The organism is Pseudogulbenkiania ferrooxidans 2002 (assembly GCF_000174355.1).
Taxonomy (GTDB): Bacteria; Pseudomonadota; Gammaproteobacteria; order Burkholderiales; family Chromobacteriaceae; genus Pseudogulbenkiania; species Pseudogulbenkiania ferrooxidans.
Map to the genome: position 1 here is coordinate 86,521 of NZ_ACIS01000002.1, position 19,732 is coordinate 106,252.

The window sequence follows — 19,732 nt, forward strand, 5'->3', positions numbered from 1 at the left end:
GTTGTAGGGTCAATGAACAAGCTTGGCTGCGCGTTTCTAAGTGGTTTGGGATGTCTTGTCAGGCGTGATAACCCGGAATAGGTTGGGCTGAAGTACGAAAGCAGGAATATTCGGCAGGGATACAGTCGGTACTCAATAATGCAAGCCTATTGTCATGTCCAGGTTTCGGCCGTCGTACGTGAAGCGGGCGGCAGAGAACGAAGGCGTACCAAGTAAAGCTTTTGCGTCGTTTGAAAAACCGTAGCCTTCCGTTGGAATGCCGAGCAAGTTAGTGTCAATTTTTCCGTTCATATTTTCATCATGAACCACGGCCAGCGCGTATGTTCCCGGTGCAATGTCTTGAAAGTCGCAACTCGCTTGTTTACCTCGAATCTTTATTGACATGAGATTGGTGGCAGAGCGCAGATAGTCTGCCGGGAAGCCCACGGACGACTCGAAAAGTGCGCAAGCTATGGTTCCCGTGCTGTTTTTAATGTTCAGAATTTTCACATGAATTCCTGGGCAGGGTGCTGTAGCAAAGGCGGCTCCATAAGGGTTTGTAAACACCAGTACGGCACACAATGCTAGCCATCTCACTCCCGTGAGAACGCGGATTTCGGGGGGCTTGTCTGGCAGAACCATCGCAGGCTGCCAAGTCGATGACTGATTCATGTCCCCGTTTTCCCCTTTATTTGAGCGGGCGCAGCGGGGACATAGGGTAGCAGGCGATCTGTTTCTTTCTTGACTACGGCGTAACACTCGCAACACAGCTGTTCCAGTTTGGGTCGATCCAGCACGGTGATATGCCCGCGGCTGTATTCGATCACGCCAAGCTTCTGCAACTTGCCCGCGGCATCGGTGACCCCTTCGCGGCGTACGCCAAGCATGTTGGCGATCAGCTCTTGGGTCATTGTCAATTGGTTGCTCGGTAGGCGATCGAGTGAAAGTAGCAACCAACGGCACAGCTGTTGGTCAATCGAGTGGTGGCGGTTGCAGACCGCTGTTTGGGCCATTTGTGTAATCAGGGCCTGGGTGTAGCGCAGCATCAGTTGCAGCAACTCGGTGTGGCGGTTTACCTCGTCCTTGAAGCGTGGCCCCGCTAGCCGGAAGGCGTGACCGGCGCTTTGCACGATCGCCCGACTCGGCGTGCTTTCCCCTCCCATGAAGACAGCAATGCCAACGAGCCCCTCGTTGCCGACTACCGAGATTTCCGCCGATGCACCACTTTCCATCACGTAGAGCAGCGAGACGATAGCGTCGGTCGGGAAAAAGACATGGCGCAAGGCGTCTCCAGACTCATATAAGACCTTGCCGAGCGGCAGTTCTTCCAATTCGAGGTAAGGGATCAGTCGGTTTAGCACTTCGGCTGGCAAGGCGGCCAGGAGATGGTTTTGTTGCGGTGTGGGTGTCTCGGACATGGCAGGCACCTAACGATAAATGGCTCCATACGACGCAGTATAGTTCATGGGCATGGGCGGTTTGGCAGCTGGACTGGTCAAGAAAGTAGATCGACTGGGCGGCCCCGGCGTTGAGTATCCCAACTGGCGAATAGTTACTCCGATGCGTTTGCCAAGTTGGATGTAAAGCTGAACCGCGCGGATGCGGTCTTCGTACGAGTACATGAACCACCTCCCAGTAGTCCAAGTTTTTGTCCGCACCTCCAAATGGTCAATTTTCAACGCGCGCCAACACAAAATTTCTGCCGCCCCCCTAGTCGATTCGGAGCGGTTCACTACCAGTTTGAGCTTGCTTGGTTCGGGCTATCGGCATGTTGGCTCAGGTAGTCCCGCAGATGCTCGACAAAATAGGCGACCTTGGCCGATAGATTCAGCCTTTCCGGATAGACGGCGTAGATATCGGCCGACGGGGTGTCGTAATCAGCTAGAACTTGTACTAGCCGGCCGCTTCTCAGGTACTTGGCTACATCCCATTCGGCTCGCATCAGAATGCCGTGCCCCTCTAGAGCCCAGTTGAGGGCGACCTCCCCATCGTTAGTGCTTAACTTGCCATTCACTTTGATGGTCTCAGTCAGTTTTCCCCGGCTCAAACGCCAGTTGCCATAGGCATATTCGTTTTGCCGCAGCACGATACATTGATGTTTTGTCAGATCATGAGGGTTCGATGGTATTCCGATTGCACGCAGATAGTTTGGCGAGGCAACCAACAAACGGCGATTGCCGGCAATCTTTTTTGCAATCAGGCGAGAGTCCGGTATGTCTCCGAAGCGGATGGACACGTCAATTGCGTCGTCCGGCAGACTGACTGGCCGGTCTGTAAGTAGCAACTGCACCTCCACATCTGGATAGTTCTTCGCAAATGCCGAAATGGCTGGGCCGATATAAGAGCGCCCGAAACCCAGCGGCGCATTGACCCGTAGGTGGCCTTTCGGGGCGGCTCGGCTACTGGATACCAACTGCTCCATTTCATCGATTTCGCTAAGGATGCGCATCGCATTCTGGAAGTAGACCTCGCCTTCGCTAGTTAGGCTAATTCTGCGTGTTGTCCGGTTCAAGAGGCGTACGCCCAGTCGCTCCTCCAATTGAGCTAAGCGACGGGATACCGCAGGCGGGGTCAGATTCAATTCGCGTGCGGTCGCGGTCAGACTGCCCTGCTTGACCAGCAGACAGAAGAAGGCTAGTTCTGAGTTCATGGTGATTGTTAAATTTTTTGCAATGATATTTTAACTTTACATCGATTCATCTCTTTTGGAAAAGCTCTACTCTCCACTTCAAGTTGCACCAGGCGGGGCGCCGCTCGATTCGAGACATCGGATCGAGGACTGTCAATCAAGCCGCACAAGACGGTAGAGAGTTCGTTGTCATTGGCAACGGTGAGTTAACAAAGAAAGAGGAGACGTTCCATGGAGATGGATATTGAAAAGCGCACTTTGCGGCGCATCAGCTGGCGCATTGTGCCCTTCATCATGTTGTTGTATTTCATCGCCTACATTGACCGGGTAAATATTGGCTTTGCCGCGCTGACCATGAAGGAAGATTTAGGCTTCACCGCCTCGATCCTCGGCTTCGGTGCCGGCATCTTCTTCTGGGGCTACTTCCTGTTTGAGGTGCCCTCCAACATCGTCCTGCACAAGGTCGGGGCGCGGTTGTGGATCGCCCGCGTCATGGTCACGTGGGGCATCATTTCCGGGGCGATGGCCTTCGTCGAGGGGCCGACCAGTTTTTACGTGATCCGTTTCCTGCTGGGTGCTGCAGAAGCGGGCTTCTTCCCCGGCATCATCCTGTACCTCAGCTACTGGTTCCCGGCGCGCCACCGTGCCGGCGTGACGGCCTTGTTCATGGCCGCGGCACCGATCTCGACTGCACTGGGCTCGCCGATTTCCGCGGCGTTGTTGGAGATGCACGGCGTCATGGGTCTGGCTGGCTGGCAGTGGCTCTTCATCATCGAAGCGGTACCGGCATTCATCCTCGGCGTGGCCGTGTTCTTCTTCATGACCGACAAGCCCGAGCAGGCGAAATGGCTGAAGGAGGATGAGCGTACGTGGCTGATCCAAACCATGGCCGAAGAAAATTCCCGCAAGGCCGCCGACGCGAAGCACGGCATCCTCAGCGGCCTGGCCAATCCCCGCGTGCTGGCACTGGCGATGATCTATTTCGGTACCTCGGCCGGTCTGTACACCCTCGGTATCTGGGCGCCGCAGATCATCAAGCAGCTGGGCGTGTCGTCGATGACCGTGGGCTTCCTGAACGCGATTCCGCCGATTATCTCTGTCATCGCCATGGTCTGGTGGTCCCGCCATTCGGATCGTACCGGTGAGCGCACCTGGCACGTCATCCTGGCGTGTCTGGCTGCGGCGGTGGGGCTGGTGGTTGCCGCAGGCTCCAACAGCATCATCGGCCTGATTGCCGCCCTGACCCTGGTCAACATCGGAATCAGCTGTGCCAAGCCGCCACTTTGGAGTATGCCGACCGCCTTCCTGTCCGGCGCCGCTGCCGCGACCGGCATCGCCACCATCAACTCGATCGGCAACCTCGGCGGCTTTGTTGGCCCGGCAATGATTGGCTGGACCAAGGATCAGACTGGCAGCTTCGCCGGCGGCTTGTACTTCGTCTCCGGTTTGCTGGTGCTCTCCGCCGTTCTGACCCTGGTGCTGGCGCGCTCGGCGAAGCCGGTGACGGTGACGGCCAACGCCACAGCCCGATGACCAAGTAGTACCCATCCCACCACCAAATGTATTTGTAAAGGAGTACCCAATGGACAAGGAAGCTGCAGTCCAGTCCCTGACGGACGTGATGGCCAAGTTCACGGCCTACATTGGCAAGCGCCTGCCCAAGGACGTCAAGGCAAAGCTGGCCGACCTGCGTACGATGGAAACCAACCCGCTGGCCAAGTCGATCTACGACTCCATGGCCGGCAACCAGGAAGCAGCAGACAGGCTGAATCGCCCCAGCTGCCAGGACACCGGCGTCATCCAGTACTTCGTCGAGGCCGGCGCCAACTTCCCGCTGCTCGGCGAACTGGAGGAAATCCTTCAGGAAGCGACTGCTGAAGCCACCCGCATCGGTCCGCTGCGCCACAACGCCGTCGAAACTTTCGACGAAAAGAACACCGGCACTAACACCGGTACCAACATTCCCTGGCTGGACTGGCGAATCGTCCCGGAGCTCGATAGCTGTACCATCGACGTCTACATGGCTGGCGGCGGTTGCACCTTGCCGGGCGCGGCGGCCAGGGCTACGAGGGCGTCGCGGAATTCGTTATGGACGTCATCACCGAGCGTGGAGTCAATGCCTGTCCGCCGCTGCTGGTCGGCGTCGGCGTCTCCACTTCGGTCGAGACGGCTGCGCGCCTGTCCAAGCTGGCGATCATGCGCCCGGTCGACTCCAAGAGTTCGAATCCCCGTGCAGCATTGATGGAAGAGTTGCTTGAGCAGGGCCTGAACGAAGTCGGCATCGGTCCGCAAGGCCTGACCGGCAACAACAGTGTGATGGGCGTGAACATCGAATCGTCTGCCCGTCACCCCTCCACCATCGGTGTCGCCGTCAACACCGGCTGCTGGGCGCATCGCCGCGGCAAGATCCGAATTAACGCCGACCTATCCTATGAAATCCTTTCCCACGAAGGAGTGGTGCTGTGAAAAAGATTCTGACGACCCCCATTAAGGACGAAGATCTGGAAAGCCTCAACGTCGGCGACGTTGTCTATCTCACCGGGCGCCTGGTGACCTGCCGCGACGTGGCGCACCGCCGCCTGATCGAACAGGGTCGCGAACTGCCGGTCGATCTCGAAGGCGGCGCGATCTTCCACGCCGGCCCGATCGTGCGCAAGAAGGAGGACGGCACTTTCGAGATGGTTTCCATCGGCCCGACCACCAGCATGCGCATGGAGAAATTCGAGCGCGAGTTCATCAAGCAGACCGGCGTCAAGCTGATCGTCGGTAAGGGCGGCATGGGGCCAGAAACGGCTGCGGGCTGCCAGGAGAACAAGGCGGTCCATGCCATTTTCCCGGGCGGCTGTGCCGTGCTGGCGGCCACGCAAGTGGAAGAGATCGAAGGCGCCGAGTGGCAGGATCTGGGCATGCCGGAGACCCTCTGGATCAACCGGGTCAGGGAATTCGGGCCGCTGATCATCTCGATCGACACCAAGGGCAACAACCTGATCCAGCAGAACAAGGCCGAGTTCCAAGCGAAGAAAAAGCCGATCCTCGAGCGGATCAGCAAGCAACTTAGCTTTATTAAGTAACCAGCTTTTCCGGCGCCATCGGCGGCGCGACGGGTCATCCACCCGCGCGCCGCATCCTCTGAATCACTTCATGTTGCTGGGCACGTACCGTGTACATCTACATTCCCTACGTCAATTTCGATCCGGGTGTCAAACAATCGGCAGACCTGATTTCGAAATCTGTTCGAAGGTGGCGACTGAGAAACGATCAAATTGGGTACTAACCCTGCAGGTAATCGGGCCACAGGCAAGCCCCAGAATTCTTTTCACAAAAATCTTGAGTGAGACAGGATGCGCTTTAAGTTCAATTTGACTGTGGGCCAGCGTCTGGGAGTTGGTTTTGCCTTGGTGCTGAGTCTCTTGATAACTATTACCGCGCTGGGTGTATGGCGCTTACATGAGGTTGCACTGGCCACCCAAGGAATGGTGCAGGTCCCGATAGCCAAAGAGCGCCTAGTAAGCGATTGGTACACTAATATCGTCGCCGGGGTCCGTCGTAGCACGGCAGTTGCTATCAGCAAGGATGAAAGCCTTGCTCAGTTCTTCGCCGAAGATCAGAAGTACTCAACCCAACAAAATAATATTCTGCAAAAGCAGATAGAAGCTTTGTTGTATTTGAAAGAAGAACAAGCTTTATTTGCAGAAATTAGGCAGAAACGACAACGTTTTCTTCAAGCTCGAGACAGCATGACCAATGCCAAGAAGGCGGGTCGGGGTGAGCTGGCTGAACAGTTATTTCACAGTCAATTCCTTCCGGCTTCAAAGAGCTATCTCGAGAAAATGCAGGCGTTTCTCAGGCTACAGCGGCGTGAGGTCGACTCCCATGCTCGCTATGTCGATGGAGTCTACCGTGAGAGTCGCATCTGGATGCTGATTCTTGGGGTAGGTGCAGTGTTGCTGGGCATCATTGCTGCTTGGGCCATCGCTAGGAGCATCACACGCCCCTTGAGGCAGGCCATTGAAGTGGCTTACCAAGTGGCTGCTGGTGATCTGACGGTCAAGTTCAAGACATGCGCCTCCGATGAAACAGGTAATTTGCTGAGGGCCTTGGGCGAGATGTCTGACGGACTCGCCAAGGCAGTCAAGAGGGTGCGGGTTCAAGCGGAGGAGGCTGCCAATATGACAGCCCAGATAGCTAGCGCATCGAAACAAATTGCACAACGTTCGCAAACACAAAGCACTACGGCAGCATCTACGGCGGTAGCTGTGGAACAGATATCTACCGGGATTGCCTCGATCAGCCAACGTGCCAATCAATTGCTGGAACTGACGCAGGCCGGCCATGCTCAGGTGCAGGAGGGCAATCGGGCGATGAGTCTGATGGAGGGGGAAATCCGCAATACTGAGCAATCCGTTGAGGATATCGCCATTTCGGTTCACAAGTTTGTCGCCAGTGTCCGGTCCATCACAGATATGACCGGACAGGTCAAATCAATAGCCGAACAGACCAACTTGTTGGCACTTAATGCGGCCATCGAAGCCGCGCGTGCGGGCGAGGCTGGCCGTGGCTTTGCGGTGGTTGCCGATGAAGTAAGAAAGCTAGCTGAGGAGTCGGCTAGCTCCGCCTGCCGTATTGATGAAATTACCGCCACCCTTAATCGCCAATCGACCACTGTCGAGACATTCCTCAAAAGTGGTCAGCATGCTCTTCATGCCAGTCGGCAGTATTTGGATTCGGTGATCTGCGTTCTGTCTGCTTCTGGCGAATCGGTTGAGCAAACCAGTCAAGAAGTGATGGTGATGGCCACATCGGTGCAGGGTCAGGCAGAAGCGAGTCAGGATATCGCGCTGAATGTCGAGCAGATTGCCCAGATGGCGGATGACAATCATCGGGCGATTCAATCGAGTGAGGAATTGGCCTGTCAGATGAAACTGCTGTCTGATCGGCTTCATGAATCAGTTGAGCTATTCAAAGTGTAATTTCAATAATGAATTTTTGGAAAGCCACACCAAGATCCTTCATTATTATGAGGAAGTCATTGGCTGTTGTGGAAATACATCTCGACTCACTCCAGCCGATAAATTTCTTTACAAACGGATAGGGTTTATTTTACCAGGACTATGGGTGAAATATAGAGATTGCCTAGCCTGATAAATAAGCCATTCCATACCGAATAATGCTGCCGTTTTAGAGCACCTTGCCTCTATGTCTTTAGGAGTTTAAAACGTGAAATTGATCAGTTTTATTGAAAGAAAAGACAATCGGAAAAGTTATGGTTTATTCACTGATCGTGGGGTCGTGGATATCGGCCAATATTTGGCAAAAGATTATGCCGACCTGAAAGCGATACTTGCATTCGGGATGACCTCCATTTTGAAGGAGTTTGAAAGTTATCCTGCCGACTATCAATCAAATGAAGTAACCTATCTTCCCGTTATTGAGCTGCCAAACAAAATTTTCGGTGTCGGTATGAATTACCAAGAAAAACGACTGGAATTCAATGAAAGCAATTCCGCGCCTACTTTATTCATCCGGTTTCCCGATTCGCAAACGGGGCATGAGGACATTATACTCAAGCCTGCTCAGTCCAATGAGCTGGATTACGAAGGCGAGCTGGCGATTGTAATCGGTAAGGCAGGGAAAAATATTGCCCGTCAAGAGGCTATGAGCCATGTTGCAGGCTATAGTTGCTATATGGATGGCAGTGTACGCGACTGGCAGCACAGCTGGTTTACCGCAGGGAAAAACTGGCCACGCACTGGTGCCTTCGGCCCCTGGCTCGTCACCGCCGATGAAATTACTGATCCCCATAATCTCACCATTGAAACCTATCTAAACGGATGCAAGGTGCAGAGCGACCGGACTAGTAGCATGATTCACCAAATCCCCAACCTCATTGAGTACATCAGTACCTTCAGTGCCCTATCTCCAGGAGATGTCATCCTAACCGGCTCTCCTGGTGGTGTTGGCAAAAAACGGATCCCACCGTTGTTTCTCAAGGAAGGAGACACCATTGAGGTCTGTATCGAGCGAATCGGGACATTGCGCAATACAGTTCAATTGGCGTCAGTCTAATTTTTTATCGGGACGCAGAGTTTCATGCTCCTCAGTGTGAATTAATATAGGAAATTCATTTTTGAATCCATAGCTTGCCAGCCTTGGTTTAAGGCTGGCTTTTTTTCATAAAACATGCACGACAATACAACTGAACCGCCCCGACTTTCGTGGAGGCCGGTTAGGAAGGTGAACATTCCGCCATCCCCCGCTTCGGCAAACGTTGTCTTGCTGGAGAGTCATCATGTCCACCCATCCATCCGCTGCTGAGCTGGCGATCGTCCATCCAGATGCTGCCGGTATCGACATCGGCGCCCAATTTCACGTTGTCGCGGTATCGCCTGAGCGTGACGACCAACCGGTACGCTCCTTCCGCAGTTTTACGCAGGACCTGCATGCTCTGGCTGCCTGGCTCAAGGCGTTGGGTATCACTTCAGTGGCAATGGAGTCGACCGGGGTGCACTGGATCCCGCCTCACTGAAAGTTAGTCAGACACGGGCATGCCCGAAATTCTGTGAATACCGGCCGTTACTCTCCACCATGCTGAGAGACCGCTTCGGCCGTGTTGTATGCGTAACCTCCCTGGCAGGTTTCCGAGTGAAGCAGTCTTCTGAATGGTTGCACGGCCTATCTCTAATTTGTCATCTAACTAAAGCTGACTATCCACGAAGAGCGGGCAGACCAGACCAAATCGCCCGGAGTCCACATTCAACCCCATTTAGGGTTGAGAAAACCGAGCCTTGTGCTGTGTGTTCATATATCGTGAACCCCAGCTTTGCCAATAGCAAACGAGGTCCGTGAAGCATCGCGCCATAATAGCCGCATAAGGAGCTTGAATGGACGGTATCGAATCGTTGGCGCGGCTTGAATGGCGCCACGCGTATGCAAAAAATAAGGGGATGATTCTGGCGGCGCTGGCGGCCATCGGGTTTTCCGCTAAGGCCATCTTCGTCAAGATGGGTTATCGCTACGGCGCCAGTGCCGAAGCCTTACTGGTGCTGCGCATGGCATTTGCCTTACCGTTTTTCCTGCTGTTGGCTCTGCAAAGTACACAGGCAGACGTGGACCAGTTGACCTGGCGCGACTGGCGGCAACTGGTAGTGCTAGGGTTACTCGGCTATTACTTGTCCAGCTGGTTGGACTTCGTCGGACTGCGCTTCGTCTCGGCGGCGCTTGAGCGGCTGACATTGTATCTCTACCCGACGCTGGTACTGTTCATCTCGGTACTGTGGCTGGGTAAGCGCTACCCAGCCAAGGTTTGGTGGGGAGTCGTGCTCGCTTATCTCGGCGTCGTACTGGCCTTCGTGCAAGACTTGCGCGATGCTGAACTTATACACCAAGCCCTGTTTGGCCTGTCTTGGGTTCTCGCCAGCGCGGTGAGCTTTGCATTATATTTGGTTGGCTCTGGCGAGGCGATTGCCCGTTTCGGAGCCACCCGTTTCACGGCGCTGGCCACGCTGGTAGCCTGTATCGCCGTCTTCATCCATTTTGCCGTGACGATGCCCTTGGCCGCGTTGCAGCTACCCGCCCCGGTGTACCTGATCGGGCTCGCCATGGGGGTGTTCAGCACTGCCTTGCCTTTGTTGTGTATGAATATGGCAATTCGCCAGTTGGGCGCGGGCAAGGCCGCCTCTGTCGGTACCTTGGGTCCCGTCCTGACCATGGCTCTGGGCTGGCTGGTACTCGGCGAGAACCTGAGCGTGTTGCAGATAGTTGGAGCGGGGCTAGTGATCAGTGGAGTGGGGTTGGTCAGCAGTAGCAAATGAGACTTGTCCGCCAAAACCGAAGCTGAATGACCAAACACAAAGCCCTCGTTTTCGAGGGCTCTTTCTTTTGTTCATTAACCCCTGCTAGCACGCGCCTGGAACGAGGCAATCCTTTCCCACATCACAACAGGATTCGAGTACATAGGGAAATGGCCACAGGAGGGAATTTCCGCCAGTTGTACGCCATGACTCTGGATATGGCCCAGATAGGAGAGCGATGTATTCTGATCGCCGTACATGAACATTTTGGGGCAGGGGAGCTCAAGGAATTTGCCCATCAGATCGCCGTTGTCGGATAGTTCCACCATGGATTGGAAGATGCCACTTACGGCACCGGCGCGCACCTTGTGCTGCAGGCTGGCCGCATACAGTGCGCTGGCATAGGCAGGGGCATGACGTGTACGTTCGATGAAGTCATTAAAGAAGCGCTCGGCATTTGCTTGCGGATAATCGACGATCTGTCGGCTGAGGAAGCAGTCCTCGGGGGCAATATTGCCTTCGATATCGACAAAGCTGAGTACTCTGTTTTGTTGGTGATGTGCGAGCATCAAGGCTGTCAGCCCCCCCATGGAGTGGCCAACCAGATGAAAGCGGCCGATGTCTAGACGATCAAGTACTTCCAGCGCCGTCTCTAGCAGAAAAGGGATAGAAATTTTCGATAGGTCTGCACAGTAGGTCTCTCCACAGCCTGGTGCATCGTAGGCGACAAAAGGGTGCCCCGCAAAAGCGGCGTGGCGCACGATGTCGGCGTAGTCTTCCTTGGTGGATCCGAAACCGTGTAGGAATACGATGGGCTCCCGTCCACCGCTTCGATGAATGGCGGCGACGTTGACATCGACTCCTCCCACGTTGAGCGCGAGCTGCTCTTTGATGAACTCTTTTTGTGTAGACACGTGCGTTACTCCTCAAACTGCATTTAAGAACGACCAGAGGCTGGCGTTTGCCTCAACTCTCCGGTGATACGGTCTTGCTGTAAATTCCTAATACTGGAAAGGTTTCATACTGAAAACCTATCGAGCTTTCCGACCTCCAGACATCACTCGGTATTGCGGGCATTGTGGTACTGCACTGAGAAGGCCCCAACCGCAGCATCGTCTCAATATGCGGTAGCATTTGGTCGTTGTGTGTAAGGGCCCAAACGGCGATCGCGTCGGTCAGGAGGCGTGAGGCGGCATCATAGACAGCGCGCTGGAGCGATCATGCCACTGGTTGGCGAGCTGGGTTCGGCGCTGTAGAGCTTGCGCGGCATGCGCCCGGCGAGGTAGGCCTCGCGTCCGGCCCGCACGGCGTGCTTCATCGCGCTCGCCATCAGCACCGGCTGACGGGCGTGGGCGATGGCCGAGTTCATCAGCACCGCGTCGCAGCCCAGCTCCATTGCGATGGCGGCGTCCGAGGCCGTACCGACCCCGGCGTCAACCAGCACCGGCACTCGGGCGTTGTCGATGATCAGGCGCAGGTTCCACGGGTTGAGGATACCCATGCCGGAGCCGATGATCGAGGCCAGGGGCATCACCGCGACGCAGCCGATCTCCTCCAGCCGCTTGGCCTGGATCGGGTCGTCCGAGCAGTAGACCATGACGTCGAAGCCTTCCTTCACCAGCGTTTCCGCCGCCTTGAGCGTTTCCGGCATGTTGGGATAGAGATTGCTGGGGTCGCCCAGCACTTCGAGCTTGACCAGCGCGTGGCCGTCGAGCAGCTCGCGCGCCAGGCGCAGTGTGCGCACCGCGTCCTCGGCGGTGTAGCAGCCGGCGGTGTTGGGCAGCAGGGTGTACTGCGACGGCGGCAGCACGTCGAGCAGGCTTTGTTCGCCCGGGTGCTGGCCGATGTTGGTGCGACGGATCGCCACGGTGACGATCTCTGCGCCGGCGGCGTCCACCGCCTCGCGGGTTTCGGCGAAGTCCTTGTATTTGCCGGTGCCGACCAGGAGGCGCGAGGAATAGGCTTTGCCGGCGATGATGAGCGGGTCGTTCATGTCAGGTTTCCTTCGATAAGAGGGGTGGTAGACGATTCGTACTCAGCCGCCACCTACGGCAATGATGATTTCCAGGAGGTCTCCCGCAGCGAGGGGCGTATCGTCGTAGCGGCTGCGTGGCAGGATTTCGCCGTTGCGCTCTATGGCGACACGCCGTCCTTGCAGCTCGAGACGTTCGAGCAGCTGGCGCAGCGTGAGCGGGGTAGTGAATTCGGTGGGATTGCCGTTGACCAGGATGGTCGGCATGGAGCTTGTCTCCTTCATATGGCGGAATTCAGGCGGAAAAAGGGCAGACCAAAAAAACGCCATGCTCTACGAATAGAGCACGGCGGCTAACCAAGGACGGGTACGTGGTTAAAAATGGCGTCTTATAAAAGACACCCAAGGAAGCACGTCTGAGGACGTGAGAGGAGCTACAAGAAAACGGATGTCGATCACAGCTGCTCGGCGGCTTTGTCGGTCGGTTTGGCGATCAGCGATTTCAGTCCAGACGACATGGGGAAGCGCATATTGATGCCTTTGGGCGGAATCGGGCTCTGGAACCACTTGGCATAGATCTTGTTGATTTCGCCGGACTTGAACAGGCCCTTGATGGTCTCGTCCACCACCTTTTTGAACTCGGGGTCTCCCTTGCGCATCATGCAGCCATAGTTCTCGAATGACTGCGGTTTGCCGGTTACGACCCACTCGTCGGGGTTCTTAGACTTGGCGATCTCGCCCGCCAGCAGAACGTCGTCCACCATGTAGGCGGCCGAACGGCCGGATTCCAGCATCAGGAAAGATTCACCGATATCCTTGGCGGAAATGACGTTCATGCTCATCTGCTTTTCCGCATTCATCGCTCTGAGAAGGCGTTCGGATGTGGAGCCCGCGGTCACCACTACATTCTTGCCTTTCAGATCGGGAAACTCCTTGATGCCCGATGTTTTTCGGGTGAGCAGGCGGGTGCTGGCCGAGAAGTAGCCAACCGAGAAATCGATCTGTTGCTGGCGCTCTGGGTTGTTCGTGGTCGAGCCACACTCGAGGTCCACCGTGCCGTTCTGTACCAGAGGGATACGGGTTTGCGAGGTGACGAGGTTGGTCTTCACCTCGAGGTTCGGCATGTTCAGCTCTTTCTTGACCCGCTCGACCACGGCATTGGCGATTTCCCAGGAATAGCCAATCGGCTTCTGGTCGCTGCCGAGATAAGAAAAGGGAATGGAGGAATCTCGGTAGCCAAGAACGATGGTGCCCGATTCCTTGATTTTTTTTAGCGTGCCGCTTTCCCCCGCCGCGAAAGCAGGATGGGCGACGATAACGGCCAGAGCCGCTGCGGACATCAAGCTGGTAGACAAACGCATGGGAAATTCTCCTTTGTTGACAACGTTATGTAGGGGCCTTGAGACGCTTGGGCTTCTGTGTCCCGAATGGTCGGTCCCGAAGACGGCTTGCAAATGCGATTTACCTGGCTGAAATAGGCGGCCTGAGAGCTGCTTCGAGGTGTTTTTTCACGGTGGCTTGCAATTCGACGAGCTTGCTGTTGAAAAAATGGTTGGCGTCTGGAATGGCGACGACCGTGAGCGCTTGGGGTCGGGCCCAATCCATGACCTGTGCCAGAGGCACGACTTCGTCATTTTCGCCATGGATCACAATGGCGTCTTGTGGGGCGGCCGGTGTGTCATAGGCCCGCTCGCCGCCGATGACCCCGAATGGGGTGCCGATCAGGACCAGGGCGGATAACGGGTGGCGACTTTTGTCCAGCCGCTCCGCCACTTTCGCCTGCACATAGGCGCCGAATGAAAATCCCACGAGGATCAGGCTGGCCGGGGAGCTGGCTTCGGCAAAGGCATGCACCACGGCCAAGGTGTCGTCGACTTCTCCGACGCCCATATCGTGCGTGCCTGCCGTTTGGCCGACGCCACGGAAGTTGGGACGTAAGGCGACATACCCCATGGCTTGCAGTAGGCGTGCGAGCTGGTGAGGGATCTTGTGTTGGGCCGTGCCGCCAAGCAGAGGGTGGGGGTGAGTGATGACGGCAACACCTTTGGGTGAGCCCTCGGGCTTGTCGCACAACACCTCGATCAGGCCGGCGCTTCCCTGAAGCAGGACCTTGTCTGGCAACGATGTTACGGTATTCATGTCCAACGACACCTTATATCCCATCTGAAGTTATTAAATCCGCTCAACTGCCGTCACGGAGGTAGCCCTCGCGAGACGTTTCACGCATGCGGTACGCAACGAGGGTGGCAATGGCTGCCAGGATCGTGACGTACCAGGCGAAGGTGGATTCCATCTCCATGGACTTGAGCAGCAGTGCGACGTATTCGGCCGAGCCGCCGAAAATCGCATTGGCGATGGCGTAGGAGAGCCCGACGCCCAGTGCCCGTATTTCGGTCGGGAACATCTCGGCTTTGATCACTCCGCTGATCGAGGTGTAAAAGCTGATGACCAACAGCCCTGCCGTGATCAGGCCGAACGCGCCATACGGATTGGTGATGTCCTTGAGTGAGTGCAGCAACGGGACCGTGCATAGAGTGGCCAAGACGCCGAAGATGATCATCGACGTGCGCCGGCCGATGCGATCGGACAGGGCGCCGAACACGGGTTGGGCCAGCATGAACACGATGAGCGAGGCGGTCATGACATTGCTGGCGGTCTTGGCCTGCATGCCGGCAGTATTCACCAGGTACTTCTGCATGTACGTGGTGAAGGTGTAGTAGAACAACGACCCGCCGGCCGTGAAGCCAAAGACAGTGAGAAGCGCACGCTTGTGCTTCAGCAGCTCGCGAATCGTCCCGGCCTCCGGGCGATGGCGCGTGTTGGCGTCGGCGGTTTCGTGCAAGGATTTGCGCAGATAAAGTGCTACCACGGCCGCGGCGGCGCCAATCGCAAAGGGAATGCGCCAGCCCCAGGCCTTGAGCTCGATGTTGGTCAGGAAATGCTGCAGAACCAGCAGGACGAACAGGGCAACGACTTGACCGCCAATCACTGTGACGTACTGGAACGAGGAGTAAAAGCCCCGTTTTCCTTCGGTGGCTACCTCGCTCATATAGGTGGCACTGGTGCCGTACTCGCCGCCAACCGACAGGCCTTGCAACAGCCGGGCCAGCAGCAGCAGGGCGGGGGCCGCCATGCCGATTTCGGCATAAGTTGGTACCACGGCAATCATGAGTGAACCAAAGCACATCATCAAAACCGAAATCATCATCGATGATCGTCTGCCGTATTTGTCGGCGATGTAGCCGAACACCCAGCCGCCGACAGGTCGCATCAGAAAACCGGCGGCAAAGACGCCCGCAGTGTTCAGCAGTTGGGTCGTGGGGTTGTCGCTCGGAAAGAAGGCCGGTGCAAAATATAGAGCGCAGAACGAGTAAACGAAGAAGTCATACCACTCCACCAGGTTGCCGGAAGAGGCGCTGAGAATGGCGTAGATTCGACGCCGCTCCACGGCGGGGCGGGGGATGACTTCTTCGGTAAGGCTTTGAACTGCCATTGATGTCTCTCCTTTATTTCTCAGTGATGCACCGGTCTTCATTGCCGTTATGTGCGTTTACGGATGCTGCGGTTACTCCAGGTTGTTGCGGTAATGGGGCCGGATGTGGGTTATCGGATCACGAACGGATTGCCGGTTTCGGCACCGGTATTGATCCAGACGCTCTTCCTCTGTAGGTATTCATTGACCGCATCGATGCCGTTTTCCCGTCCGATGCCGGAGTCCTTGTAACCGCCGAATGGCGACATATAGCTGACCGCGCGGTAAGTGTTGATCCATACCGTGCCCGCTTGGATGCGCTCAGACATGCGGAAGGCTCTGCCCATGTCCTGCGTCCACACCCCGGCACCCAAGCCGAAGCGGACATCGTTGGCGATCGCCACAGCTTCCTGTTCGTCCTTGAAACGGATGATGGAGAGCACCGGGCCGAACACTTCTTCCTGCGCGATGCGCATGTCGTTTTGCACATTGGTGAAGACGGTCGGCTCGACGAACCAGCCCTTACCGCATTCAGGCCGTTGGGCCGCGCCTCCACCCAGCACCAGCGTGGCGCCTTCCTGCTTGGCGATATCGATGTAGCTCAGCACCTTCTCGAACTGGGGTGGTGTGGTGATGGGGCCGACCTGAGTCGCCGGATCCATCGGGTCACCCATGCGCGCGGTCTTGGCCAGAGCGAGCAGGCGCTCGACGATTTCGTCGTGGATCGAGTCCTGCACCAGCAGACGGGAGCCCGCGATACAGGTCTGGCCGGTGGCAGCAAAGATGCCAGAGATGGCGCCGTTGACGGCATCATCCAGATTGGCGTCAGCGAAAATGATGTTCGGCGACTTGCCGCCTAGTTCCAGGCTGACGTGCTTAAAATCACGCGCCGCCTGTTCGCTGATACGGCGGCCGGTCGAATCGGCCCCGGTGAAGGTGACCTTGCGCACCAACGGATGGGCCACCAGCTCGCTGCCGACCTCGTTGCCGAAACCGGTCACCACGTTGACCACGCCGGGTGGAATGCCTGCTTCGGACACGAGTTTGGCTAGGGCGACCGTCGAGGCGGAGGTGAATTCAGACGGCTTGATCACCACCGTGCAGCCGGCGGCCAAGGCCGGCGCCAACTTCCAGGCCAGCAACATCAGCGGTGAGTTCCACGGCGTGATGATGGCCACGACGCCGAGCGGCTCATCGCGCGTGAAATTGAAGTAGCCTTTCTTGTCGATGGGGATGACGCTGCCCTGCAGCTTGTCCGCCAGGCCGCCGTAATAGCGGAACCACTGGGGGACGTAGTTGAGCTGGGCGCGCATCTCGGAGAAGAGCTTGCCGTTGTCACGCACTTCGATGCGTGCCAGTTCTTCGGCATGCTCGGCGATCAGGTCGCCAAGACGATGCAGCAGCAAGCCGCGTGCGCTGGCCGACAGCTCTGGCCAGGGGCCTTGGGTAAAGGCGCGTTGCGCGGCCTGGACCGCCTGTTCGACATCGGCGGCGTTGCCGCGGGCGATCTCGGCCCAAGGCTCACCGGTGTAGGGGTTCTCGGTGGTAAACCATTCACCGCCGCTGGGCTCACGCAAGTCACCGTCGATGAATAACGCGTAGCGTTCCATAGGTGCCTCAAAGTTGGTTGGCTAAAAATGAATTGGAAAGCGTGCCTCGATGGCGCACGCGGGGCGTGCGCCATGGGGTAGGGGACGATCAGAACGGTTTGAAGCCGAGGGCTTCGCGGAAGCGGTTCTTCACGTACACCCCATCGCGCGGCGGCAGCGCGCGCGGCGGTTCCGCGGCCGTGATCGCCACTTGGGCAAAGACGGTGCCGGCGCGGGCATTGGCGCGCTCGGCGATCTTGGCGGTATCGGCAACATCGCCGACATGGAAGGCATCCTCGATGCTGCAGCCCTTGGCCACGGCGACGAGGTCCGTACCCAGGCTGCTGTGGCTCTGTTGCATGCCGGTTTCGCCGAAGTGGCCGTTGTCCAGTACCACGATGGTCAGGTTGGCCGGCTGTTTGGCGCCGACGGTGGCGAGGCTGCCGATGCCCATCAGTTGCTCGCCGTCGCCGGTGATGACGACGACCGATTTGTCGGGCTGGGCCAGCGCCAGGCCGAGCGCTAGCGAGGTGGAGCCACCCATGGCACCCCATAGGTAGAAGTTCTCGGGACGATCGCCGGCGGCGAAAACGTCGTAGGAGGCCGAACCGAGACCGGTGACGATCAGGGCGTCCGGCAGTTGCGCGATCAGCTTTGCAACGAATTCACGGCGATCGATGGTGTGTTCACGCAGGCTCATCAGTTTCTCTCCCATTTCTTACGGCCGATCAGGCTTTGCGACAGCAGCACGGCCACTTGCTCGCCGGCTTGGAACACCGCATCGTAGGCGGCGCTCACGATTTCACCCACGTTCTCCGGGTCATCTGCACGCATCACAGTGATGCCCATCAGTTCCAGCGCGCCCTGGGTGTTCTTGCCCATCGGGCCTTGCCACGGGTTGAATTCGGCGTATTCGCCACGCATGGTGACGAGGGTGAGAAACGGGAAACGACAGCTTTCCAGCAGCGAGAACATGTTCACGCAGTTGCCCACGCCGCTGCTCTGCATCAGCAGCACCGCGCGCTGGCCGCCGAGCCACGCGCCACTGACCAGGGCAACCCCTTCTTCCTCGGTGGTGAGCACCACGTCCTGAATCTCCGGGTCGGCAATGGCACTACGGATGACATGGGAGTGGCCGGCGTCTGGAACATAGACGATCTGATGTACGCCACCTTCCTTCAGCACCTTGAAAATTTCCTGTTGCCACTGCGGTGGCTGTACTGCGGTCGAGCTCATACGTTTCTCCACGTGCGATATGTCTAGGTATCCTAATCTGTGATATCTTGGTTTTTGAAATAACAAATTTTGATGGGTTCATCAGCGTTCTAGATACCTGAAGGAGGCGTATGGACATCAAGCAACTGCGTGCCTTGATCGCTGTGGCGGAAACGGGAAGCGTGACGCGGGCGGCGGAAATGCTCCACGTGGTGCAGCCGGCCGTGTCGCGCCAACTGCGGCTCTTGGAAGAGGATATCGGCGCCGCCCTGTTCGAACGCGGGCGCTACGGCATGGAGTTGACCGAGCAGGGGGAGATTCTGGCCGAGTACACGCGCCGGGCCTTGCGTGAGCTCGACCGTGCCCGTGCGGAAATCCAGCCGACCTCCGCCACGATCCAGGGTATTGTCACGATTGGTCTGCTACCCAGCACTGCCGACTTGCTGGCGAGCCCGTTGCTGACGACCGTGTCGTCGCTCTATCCGGGGGTGCGGCTGCGCATTTCTATCGGCTTCGCCGGGCACCTGCAGAACTGGTTGGAAAGCGGGGAGGTCGATGCGGCGCTGCTGTACGATCCCAAGCCGTCGCCCATGTTGAACGTGTCGCCGCTGCTGGAGGAGAATTTATGGGTGGTCGGGCCGGCCTCGTCCAATTTCGCGGCCGAGCGGCCGGTGAGCTTGGCCGAATTGGCGGGGGTGCCGCTGATCCTGCCGAGTGCGCCTCATGCGTTGCGCACGCTGGTCGAGCACGCGTTCGCCCTTGCCAAGCAGGAGGTGAAAGTGGTGGTGGAAACCAATGCGATGAGCGTTCAGCGCAACTTGGTGCTGGCTGGTCATGGGCTGACCATTCTACCCAGCATCGCAGTGGCCGACGACATTGCCCGGGGCTTGCTGAAGGCCGCGCCGCTAACTTCCCCCGAACTGCAGCGGAAAATCGTGCTGGCCCTGCCCAACACGCGACGGGTGACGCTGGCCGTCAGTTGCGTCGTCAAGGCGCTAACTTCCGAAATAAAAAACGCCATCGATCGAGGCGACTGGACGGCGGCGCACTGGGTAGCCGAGGAGTCCCACGCAAGTCGTTAATGTC

The 19,732-nt window shown here is 57.2% G+C and carries 19 protein-coding genes and 1 pseudogene; 8 read left to right on the top strand and 12 right to left on the bottom strand.

Features of this window, described 5'->3' with window-relative positions:
* Positions 1-132: 132 nt before the first annotated feature.
* From FURADRAFT_RS20015 to FURADRAFT_RS03130, 3 genes are all read right to left on the bottom strand, one after another.
* Positions 133-489: a DUF2141 domain-containing protein gene (locus tag FURADRAFT_RS20015; RefSeq protein WP_201441917.1), complete on the bottom strand. Its 357-nt coding sequence runs from the start codon at positions 487-489 to the stop codon at positions 133-135.
* A 158-nt stretch (positions 490-647) separates the two neighbouring features.
* A complete protein-coding gene (locus FURADRAFT_RS03125) occupies positions 648-1,397 on the bottom strand; it encodes a Crp/Fnr family transcriptional regulator (protein WP_008952652.1) in 750 nt (249 codons plus the stop codon).
* A 314-nt stretch (positions 1,398-1,711) separates the two neighbouring features.
* Positions 1,712-2,629 (bottom strand): LysR family transcriptional regulator, encoded by a 918-nt coding sequence (locus tag FURADRAFT_RS03130; RefSeq protein ID WP_008952653.1) that lies wholly within the window; start codon positions 2,627-2,629, stop codon positions 1,712-1,714.
* A 210-nt stretch (positions 2,630-2,839) separates the two neighbouring features.
* Between FURADRAFT_RS03130 and FURADRAFT_RS03135 the strand changes: the two genes are divergently transcribed.
* The 7 genes and pseudogenes from FURADRAFT_RS03135 to FURADRAFT_RS03165 all read left to right on the top strand — a co-directional run bounded on the left by FURADRAFT_RS03135 (position 2,840) and on the right by FURADRAFT_RS03165 (position 10,419).
* Positions 2,840-4,141 carry an MFS transporter gene (locus FURADRAFT_RS03135; RefSeq protein ID WP_008952654.1) on the top strand — a complete coding sequence of 434 codons (1,302 nt, stop codon included), beginning with the start codon at positions 2,840-2,842 and terminating at the stop codon, positions 4,139-4,141.
* Between the two features lie 88 nt (positions 4,142-4,229).
* Positions 4,230-5,074: pseudogene (gene ttdA / locus FURADRAFT_RS03140) on the top strand (L(+)-tartrate dehydratase subunit alpha).
* The gene (gene ttdB, locus FURADRAFT_RS03145; RefSeq protein WP_008952657.1) at positions 5,071-5,679 is read left to right on the top strand and encodes a L(+)-tartrate dehydratase subunit beta; all 609 of its coding nucleotides are present in this window, start codon (positions 5,071-5,073) and stop codon (positions 5,677-5,679) included. Before ttdA ends, ttdB begins: the two are co-directional and overlap by 4 nt.
* A 270-nt stretch (positions 5,680-5,949) precedes the next feature.
* Positions 5,950-7,578: a methyl-accepting chemotaxis protein gene (locus tag FURADRAFT_RS03150; RefSeq protein WP_008952658.1), complete on the top strand. Its 1,629-nt coding sequence runs from the start codon at positions 5,950-5,952 to the stop codon at positions 7,576-7,578.
* A gap of 247 nt (positions 7,579-7,825) precedes the next feature.
* On the top strand, positions 7,826-8,674 hold the full coding sequence (locus FURADRAFT_RS03155) for a fumarylacetoacetate hydrolase family protein (RefSeq protein WP_008952659.1): 849 nt from the start codon (positions 7,826-7,828) through the stop codon (positions 8,672-8,674).
* A 223-nt stretch (positions 8,675-8,897) separates the two neighbouring features.
* Positions 8,898-9,134, top strand: coding sequence for a hypothetical protein (locus tag FURADRAFT_RS03160; protein ID WP_008952660.1), 237 nt, complete (start codon positions 8,898-8,900; stop codon positions 9,132-9,134).
* Positions 9,135-9,489: 355 nt separating this feature from the next.
* Positions 9,490-10,419, top strand: coding sequence for a DMT family transporter (locus FURADRAFT_RS03165; protein ID WP_008952661.1), 930 nt, complete (start codon positions 9,490-9,492; stop codon positions 10,417-10,419).
* Between the two features lie 74 nt (positions 10,420-10,493).
* Here FURADRAFT_RS03165 and FURADRAFT_RS03170 read toward each other — a convergent pair whose 3' ends face one another.
* The 9 genes from FURADRAFT_RS03170 to FURADRAFT_RS03210 form a co-directional block, all read right to left on the bottom strand.
* On the bottom strand, positions 10,494-11,312 hold the full coding sequence (locus FURADRAFT_RS03170; RefSeq protein ID WP_008952662.1) for an alpha/beta fold hydrolase: 819 nt from the start codon (positions 11,310-11,312) through the stop codon (positions 10,494-10,496).
* Positions 11,313-11,593: 281 nt separating this feature from the next.
* The gene (locus tag FURADRAFT_RS03175) at positions 11,594-12,391 is read right to left on the bottom strand and encodes a thiazole synthase (RefSeq protein ID WP_008952663.1); all 798 of its coding nucleotides are present in this window, start codon (positions 12,389-12,391) and stop codon (positions 11,594-11,596) included.
* Positions 12,392-12,433: 42 nt separating this feature from the next.
* Entirely contained in the window at positions 12,434-12,637 is a 204-nt protein-coding gene (thiS, locus tag FURADRAFT_RS03180; protein ID WP_008952664.1) for a sulfur carrier protein ThiS, read from the bottom strand.
* A 188-nt stretch (positions 12,638-12,825) separates the two neighbouring features.
* Positions 12,826-13,731, bottom strand: a complete 906-nt coding sequence (locus tag FURADRAFT_RS03185) for a glutamate/aspartate ABC transporter substrate-binding protein (RefSeq protein WP_008952665.1) — start codon at positions 13,729-13,731, stop codon at positions 12,826-12,828.
* A gap of 100 nt (positions 13,732-13,831) precedes the next feature.
* Positions 13,832-14,509: an alpha/beta hydrolase gene (locus FURADRAFT_RS03190; protein ID WP_040652392.1), complete on the bottom strand. Its 678-nt coding sequence runs from the start codon at positions 14,507-14,509 to the stop codon at positions 13,832-13,834.
* A gap of 43 nt (positions 14,510-14,552) precedes the next feature.
* Entirely contained in the window at positions 14,553-15,863 is a 1,311-nt protein-coding gene (locus tag FURADRAFT_RS03195) for an MFS family transporter (protein ID WP_008952667.1), read from the bottom strand.
* A 110-nt stretch (positions 15,864-15,973) separates the two neighbouring features.
* On the bottom strand, positions 15,974-17,452 hold the full coding sequence (locus FURADRAFT_RS03200; protein WP_008952668.1) for an aldehyde dehydrogenase: 1,479 nt from the start codon (positions 17,450-17,452) through the stop codon (positions 15,974-15,976).
* An 88-nt stretch (positions 17,453-17,540) separates the two neighbouring features.
* Positions 17,541-18,131, bottom strand: coding sequence for a thiamine pyrophosphate-dependent enzyme (locus FURADRAFT_RS03205; protein WP_008952669.1), 591 nt, complete (start codon positions 18,129-18,131; stop codon positions 17,541-17,543).
* On the bottom strand, positions 18,131-18,667 hold the full coding sequence (locus FURADRAFT_RS03210; RefSeq protein WP_008952670.1) for a thiamine pyrophosphate-binding protein: 537 nt from the start codon (positions 18,665-18,667) through the stop codon (positions 18,131-18,133). The genes FURADRAFT_RS03205 and FURADRAFT_RS03210 overlap by 1 nt, the downstream gene beginning before the upstream one ends.
* Positions 18,668-18,777: 110 nt before the next feature.
* Between FURADRAFT_RS03210 and FURADRAFT_RS03215 the strand changes: the two genes are divergently transcribed.
* Positions 18,778-19,728, top strand: coding sequence for a LysR family transcriptional regulator (locus FURADRAFT_RS03215; RefSeq protein ID WP_008952671.1), 951 nt, complete (start codon positions 18,778-18,780; stop codon positions 19,726-19,728).
* Positions 19,729-19,732: the final 4 nt, after the last annotated feature.

Excerpts from the sequence above, each read along its gene's own strand:
- FURADRAFT_RS03125 (WP_008952652.1), bottom strand. The coding sequence starts at position 1,397 with ATGTCCGAGACACCCACACCGCAACAAAACCATCTCCTGGCCGCCTTG.
- FURADRAFT_RS03130 (WP_008952653.1), bottom strand. The coding sequence starts at position 2,629 with ATGAACTCAGAACTAGCCTTCTTCTGTCTGCTGGTCAAGCAGGGCAGT.
- FURADRAFT_RS03135 (WP_008952654.1), top strand. The coding sequence starts at position 2,840 with ATGGAGATGGATATTGAAAAGCGCACTTTGCGGCGCATCAGCTGGCGC.
- FURADRAFT_RS03150 (WP_008952658.1), top strand. The coding sequence starts at position 5,950 with ATGCGCTTTAAGTTCAATTTGACTGTGGGCCAGCGTCTGGGAGTTGGT.
- FURADRAFT_RS03160 (WP_008952660.1), top strand. The coding sequence starts at position 8,898 with ATGTCCACCCATCCATCCGCTGCTGAGCTGGCGATCGTCCATCCAGAT.
- FURADRAFT_RS03165 (WP_008952661.1), top strand. The coding sequence starts at position 9,490 with ATGGACGGTATCGAATCGTTGGCGCGGCTTGAATGGCGCCACGCGTAT.
- FURADRAFT_RS03175 (WP_008952663.1), bottom strand. The coding sequence starts at position 12,391 with ATGAACGACCCGCTCATCATCGCCGGCAAAGCCTATTCCTCGCGCCTC.
- thiS (WP_008952664.1), bottom strand. The coding sequence starts at position 12,637 with ATGCCGACCATCCTGGTCAACGGCAATCCCACCGAATTCACTACCCCG.
- FURADRAFT_RS03185 (WP_008952665.1), bottom strand. The coding sequence starts at position 13,731 with ATGCGTTTGTCTACCAGCTTGATGTCCGCAGCGGCTCTGGCCGTTATC.
- FURADRAFT_RS03190 (WP_040652392.1), bottom strand. The coding sequence starts at position 14,509 with ATGAATACCGTAACATCGTTGCCAGACAAGGTCCTGCTTCAGGGAAGC.
- FURADRAFT_RS03195 (WP_008952667.1), bottom strand. The coding sequence starts at position 15,863 with ATGGCAGTTCAAAGCCTTACCGAAGAAGTCATCCCCCGCCCCGCCGTG.
- FURADRAFT_RS03200 (WP_008952668.1), bottom strand. The coding sequence starts at position 17,452 with ATGGAACGCTACGCGTTATTCATCGACGGTGACTTGCGTGAGCCCAGC.
- FURADRAFT_RS03205 (WP_008952669.1), bottom strand. The coding sequence starts at position 18,131 with ATGAGCCTGCGTGAACACACCATCGATCGCCGTGAATTCGTTGCAAAG.
- FURADRAFT_RS03210 (WP_008952670.1), bottom strand. The coding sequence starts at position 18,667 with ATGAGCTCGACCGCAGTACAGCCACCGCAGTGGCAACAGGAAATTTTC.
- FURADRAFT_RS03215 (WP_008952671.1), top strand. The coding sequence starts at position 18,778 with ATGGACATCAAGCAACTGCGTGCCTTGATCGCTGTGGCGGAAACGGGA.